Origin of the sequence: Vibrio sp. V03_P4A6T147 (assembly GCF_002241085.1) — a bacterium.
In the GTDB taxonomy this organism is placed as follows: domain Bacteria; phylum Pseudomonadota; class Gammaproteobacteria; order Enterobacterales; family Vibrionaceae; genus Vibrio; species Vibrio anguillarum.
In genome coordinates this window covers 1-2,895 of record NZ_NDIO01000109.1, presented here as the reverse complement: position 1 = coordinate 2,895, position 2,895 = coordinate 1, and the positions used below count along the sequence as shown (strand labels likewise).

Here is a 2,895-nt window from a genome sequence, read left to right as displayed (position 1 = left end):
CAGCACGTGTGAACAACAAAGCAGAGGCAATCACGGTTACTTTGATTGATTTTGTGCGTATGAACGTATTAAAAGGCTACCGCCAATTTGTCTATCAGCAAGAGCGAGAACAAGCACTAAATTCCTGGTTACAAAAAGCACTTGATGATGATCCTCAAGCATTGATTGCGTTTCTCCGCTCTCAGCAACAACGTCGTATGGCAGTGCAGATCACCGTGGATGGTTTGCAACAAGGGCTGATCGAAGGTTTGGTTGATCCGAGTAAGCCATTTATCCGCAAAGCTCACCAAGATCACAACAATCGATTGAGCACTAAGCCTTCTTCAATGGAGGTAGTTCAACCTGAACATCAGCAGCAAGTACGTTTCATGCAGATATTGGCTGAGCAGCCTTATCACGATCCACATTACTTGCCGTTTTTTAAACGTTTGTATCGTGATCATCGCGCTTCTATTACTCAAGTGGGCATTTCATCAACACCAACGATCAGTGTGCGTAATTTACCGATCATAAAAACAGGAGCTAAGGTGTCCGGCCAAGGTGGTACTGGCATACCCAATTTCCACTTTGTTGATCGCCCAACCGACCGTGCTTATTACTTTTTTGGTAATGATGCACTGCAGCTTGATCGCTTACTGGTTAAAAACCAAGTACAAACGATGTTTGATCGCCTCGCTTATCTCAACACCCTCAACTGCAATGCGCAATACGATTGGAATGCTCACACCACTTATGATGGTTTAGTGAATTTGGGGGCGGGTGAGGCACTACGTGATTTTGGTGAAAAGCGGTGTGTGCGTGAGCTGAAAGAGCGCGCGATTGTCGAACGTGAACTTCAACAGTTGCGAGCGACATTAGTTGAAGAGGTCACGCGCTATCAGCAGATAAGCAAGTGGGATTTTTATACTCGCTGGACTCGCCATCAAGTGCTTGCTCACCAGTTGAAACAACTTGCACAAAAAGAACTGAAAGGAATGCCCGACTATACGCTGATTTATAATCCATGGCCGGATCATTTTGCTCATTTTAGCGGCCCATTCAGCGATGAAGTCATCATGCCAACTGGGGAACTAAACCGCCTCGATTACTGGCTAGCGCAAATAGAAGCAACCTATCAATACGCGGGAGTATATGACCGCACGTTATGGGGCATGGCTGGCGATCATGGTTTAGCGCCTGTTTATTTCTCCCTCAACCCAGAAAAACAGATCTTTGAACCGCTAGCGTCGCAACTGGGAATAAAACTCAAGGTGAAGAAAATCTCATCGGATGAGGGAGAAGGGCCAAAAATGACGAATGCGATTAACGCGCCGTCAAACAAAGGGATTGATGTGGTCGTCGCTTCCACTGCGGGTGGAAATTTTATGATGGATTTCTTTAATGCAGAAGCTGGATGGGAAGTTCAACCGGTTTATCAAGAGTTGATCCGTTGGCAACCGATCCATTCTAAGCCAGGGCAGCAGGTTGATGTGATCGATGAAACCGTAGCGCGACTTGCTGAAAGCCTAGATTATTTAGTTGTGAGAGAAAAACCATGTGATTTAACGGACTGTTCTGTACGGTTGGTTGGCGAGCGGCAAGGTAAACGAGTGGATGAATGGATTGAAAAAAAGGGTGATAAACTGCGCTATTTTGCTAAATCGGAACAGCCATTGCTGCTTGGCGTTCAGCAGCTAAATGCTTATTTGTCGCCTCCTTCATCTGACGAGCTAGAACATTATGCACAACTCGTCGAACGTTGTGTTTATCACGCTAAAGCGAATCAAGCTGAGACGTGGTGCTCAAGTGCGCAGTGGCGAGAGTTAACACGTTTTACGCCCCGTCCAGATTCGGTTAATCAGCTCGCTGCTATTTATGAAGACGACCGTGCGGGCACCATTAACCTATTTCCTAAAGAGGGCGTTGGCTTTAATACTAAAGTTCCGGGACGTCATGCGGGTGAAAGCTATCTAGAAAAAGATGCTTTTATCGGTTTTTGGGGGAGTCCAATTGGCAATCAAGCCACGCCGCTCGGTTCAGTCGAAAATGGCTCACTTGCGCCCACTCTTTATCACTATTTAACGGGAGACGAAGTTAAAGTTGGTGAAGATGGTTGGGGTTATCCGTCGGTTCTTAAACAGTTGGATATTCGTTAGCGAGAGTTGGCCGTTATGACTGCCAATGAAATAAGTGAGCGTTAGGCTCTATTGAGTGAAGAACGTTCGCTTGTTTCATTGGCTTCGATTGCAGCCTTAAGTGGCTGGTTGATCAGCACGTTTAAACTTCAAACGATTTTTCACATCTCGGCTATCGAGAATACGTTGGCTGTGGTCAATATCGAGCTTGGATTTTGCCAAGCGATCATACAGCAGCACATTGACGCTTGCGGCCAAATTCATGCAACCAATCGTTGGGATGTATACAACCTCACTGGCTTGGTTAACTATCTCTTGTGGAATAGAACCATCTTCAGGGCCAAACACATACAGCGCTTTTTCCGGGTGAATAAACTCGGGCAGTGGTGTGGCCCCTTCTGCCAGTTCAACACAGACGATTTTCATCTTACTTGGCAAGTCCTGCGTGATCTCTACCATCGCGGTGAGCGGGATTTTACTTTGAATGTTTTTTGTGTCGGTTTGAAATTTCACTGCGCGATCATAACGCTCACCACTGTAGCGAACCGCGCACGCTTGGTAGCAACCTGCTGCGCGCATCACACCACCTACGTTGGTTGGGCTTTTAGGGTTACACAAACCAATGATCACTGACATTTCACGTTCCACAAAAAATCCTCTCACAATTTGGGGCGGGCAGTATAACGCTAAAATTTGCCTTGAAAGAAAAAATATCGATAAATCGTTCAATAGTTTTTATATTTTTCGTGACCTTTCTTGGAGTACTCAAACTGTCGTATTT

2 protein-coding genes are annotated in these 2,895 nt (G+C 45.8%); one reads left to right on the top strand and one right to left on the bottom strand.

Going from position 1 to position 2,895, the window contains the following annotated elements; translation table 11 throughout:
- On the top strand, positions 1 to 2,135 hold a 2,135-nt coding region (locus tag B9J84_RS04310; RefSeq protein ID WP_094123610.1), incomplete at its 5' end, for an alkaline phosphatase family protein.
- A 96-nt stretch (positions 2,136 to 2,231) separates the two neighbouring features.
- On the opposite strand, the gene B9J84_RS04305 is transcribed toward B9J84_RS04310, so the two are convergent.
- Positions 2,232 to 2,762, bottom strand: coding sequence for an RNA methyltransferase (locus B9J84_RS04305; RefSeq protein WP_404206357.1), 531 nt, complete (start codon positions 2,760 to 2,762; stop codon positions 2,232 to 2,234).
- Between the last annotated feature and the right edge of the window lie 133 nt (positions 2,763 to 2,895).